This window comes from Acidovorax sp. HMWF018 (assembly GCF_003061035.1).
In the GTDB taxonomy this organism is placed as follows: domain Bacteria; phylum Pseudomonadota; class Gammaproteobacteria; order Burkholderiales; family Burkholderiaceae_C; genus Acidovorax; species Acidovorax delafieldii.
The window spans coordinates 24,196-26,517 of record NZ_QAIM01000530.1; the positions used below are offsets into that span (position 1 = coordinate 24,196).

5 protein-coding genes are annotated in these 2,322 nt (G+C 61.1%); 4 read left to right on the forward strand and 1 reads right to left on the reverse strand.

The window, feature by feature from the left end; translation table 11 throughout:
* From msrB to DBR23_RS22605, 4 genes are all read left to right on the forward strand, one after another.
* A partial coding sequence (gene msrB / locus DBR23_RS22590) for a peptide-methionine (R)-S-oxide reductase MsrB (protein ID WP_233250678.1) occupies positions 1 to 311 on the forward strand: 311 nt, incomplete at its 5' end.
* A 24-nt stretch (positions 312 to 335) separates the two neighbouring features.
* On the forward strand, positions 336 to 875 hold the full coding sequence (locus tag DBR23_RS22595; protein ID WP_108499650.1) for a septation protein A: 540 nt from the start codon (positions 336 to 338) through the stop codon (positions 873 to 875).
* Positions 876 to 890: 15 nt separating this feature from the next.
* Positions 891 to 1,151 carry a BolA family transcriptional regulator gene (locus DBR23_RS22600; RefSeq protein WP_056746271.1) on the forward strand — a complete coding sequence of 87 codons (261 nt, stop codon included), beginning with the start codon at positions 891 to 893 and terminating at the stop codon, positions 1,149 to 1,151.
* 66 nt (positions 1,152 to 1,217) lie between these two features.
* The gene (locus tag DBR23_RS22605) at positions 1,218 to 2,003 is read left to right on the forward strand and encodes a peptidylprolyl isomerase (RefSeq protein WP_056063551.1); all 786 of its coding nucleotides are present in this window, start codon (positions 1,218 to 1,220) and stop codon (positions 2,001 to 2,003) included.
* 101 nt (positions 2,004 to 2,104) lie between these two features.
* Here the strand turns inward: DBR23_RS22605 and DBR23_RS22610 are convergent.
* Positions 2,105 to 2,322 (reverse strand): heparan-alpha-glucosaminide N-acetyltransferase domain-containing protein (locus DBR23_RS22610; RefSeq protein WP_146191416.1); only part of this gene is annotated, 218 nt, incomplete at its 5' end.

Genomic DNA, 2,322 nt, shown 5'->3' on the forward strand with positions numbered 1-2,322 from the left:
AGCGCCCCTTCACCGGCAAGTACGAAGCCCACTGGGCCGACGGCAGCTACCACTGCGTCTGCTGCGGCGCCAAGCTGTTCGACTCGGTCACCAAGTTTGACGCGGGCTGCGGCTGGCCCAGCTTTTCCGAAGCCATCCCCGGCGCCATCACCGAAATCGTGGACCGCAGCCATGGCATGGTCCGCACCGAAACGGTGTGTGCACAATGCGGGGCGCACCTGGGCCATGTGTTTGAAGATGGCCCAGCGCCCACCGGGCTGCGGTATTGCATGAACTCGGCCTCGCTGGACTTCGAGTCCGGCGACCACTGAAGCCCGGGACTCCTTGCTGACTCCATGAAAATTCTGATCGACTTTTTCCCCATCCTGCTGTTCTTCGGGGCCTACAAGTTCTACGGCATCTACGTAGGCACCGCCGTGCTCATGGCGGCCACGGCCTTGCAGATGGCCATCATCTACGCCATCGACCGGCGCCTGCAGACCATGCACAAGGTCACCCTGGTGCTGATCCTGCTGTTTGGCACGCTCACGCTGGTCCTGCAGGACGACCGGTTCATCAAATGGAAACCCACAGTGCTCTATGGCGCTATGTCGGTGGCCCTGGCGGTGGCGCTCTGGGGGCTCAAAAAGAATTTCCTCAAGATGCTGCTGGGCAGCCAGCTGGACTTGCCCGACGCCGTCTGGCAGCGGCTGAACGTGGCCTGGATCATCTACTGCGCCTTCATGTCTGCCATCAACGCGTACGTGGTGATGAACTTCAGCACCGAAGCCTGGGTGGACTTCAAGCTGTGGGGCTATGCGTTTCCGCTGGTCTTCCTGGTGGCCCAGGGCATCTACATTGCGCCCCACCTCAAGGGCGACGAGCCCACCACCTGAACCAGTGTGAAGCCCATGAACTCCATCGCAGACCAGATGCACCAGACACTGGCCGACCGTCTCACCCCCAGCCACCTGGAGGTGCTGGACGAAAGTGCCGCCCACGCAGGCCATGCGGGTGCCAACGGCACGGGATTCGGCACCCATTTTCGGGTGCGAATTTCGTCACCTTTCTTTACAGGACGCTCCCGGGTAGCCCAACACCGCCTTGTGTATGATGCGCTGCAAGAATTTATTGACCAAGGCGTTCACGCCCTCGCCATTGAAGTTCTCTGAGCCGGCCCCAAGTCAACATCTGCCGGATTTCAGTCGGCAAACAACCCCTCATTTTTTGGATTCCGCATGAAGAAACAGCTCCTGTCCGGCCTCGTCGCCGCTGCCGTGCTGGGCACGTTGGCCCTGCCCGTTTCCGCCCAGAATGTCGCCATTGTTAACGGCAAGGCAGTTCCCAAGGAGCGCGTCGAAGCGCTCAAGCAGCAGGTCGAACGCTCGGGCCGCCCCGTGACGCCCGACATCGAAGGCCAGATCAAGGAAGAAGTCATTGCCCGTGAAATCTTCATGCAGGAAGCTCAAAAGCGCGGCCTGGAAACCTCGGCAGACTACAAGGCCCAGCTGGACCTGGCACGCCAGGCCATCCTGATCCGCGAACTGTTCGCCGACTTCCAAAAGACGAACCCCGTCACCGACGCTGAAATCCAGGCCGAATACGACAAGTTCGTGGCAGCCAACAGCGGCAAGGAATACAAGGCCCGCCACATCCTGGTGGAAAAGGAAGCCGACGCCAAGGCCATCATCGCGTCCATCAAGAAGGGCGCCAAGTTTGAAGACATCGCCAAGAAGCAATCCAAGGACCCAGGCTCCGGCGCCAAGGGCGGCGACCTCGACTGGGCCAACCCATCGAGCTACGTGAGCGAGTTCACTGAAGCGCTGGTCAAGCTCGAAAAGGGCAAGATGACCGAAACGCCCGTGAAGAGCCAGTTTGGCTGGCACATCATCCGCCTGGACGATGTGCGCCAGGCAGAGCTGCCCAAGCTCGAAGAAGTCAAGCCCCAAGTGGCGCAGCAACTGCAGCAGCAAAAGCTGGCCAAGTTCCAGGAAGACCTGCGCGCCAAGGCCAAGGTGGAATAAGCCACTCGGCCCCCCAGCCGTCATGGCCACAAAAAACGCGACCTCGGTCGCGTTTTTTTATGGCTCGGCCTGTTTGGCAAGGCCAGACAGTTCGACGAGGCTCAGGTCCGCCCCATCAGCCACACCACAGCCATCAGCAGGCCGATCATCACCGGTTGGTGGAGCATGTAATAGCTCAGGCTCCATCGCCCCAGTGTCGCCAGAGGCCGCACCACCACGGGTAGCGGCCATTGCAACCAGCCCCTGCGCGCGCGCATGGCCCATTGACCTGCGGCGAGCCCCCACCAGAGCACACCCAACCATGGCAACACGGGCACAT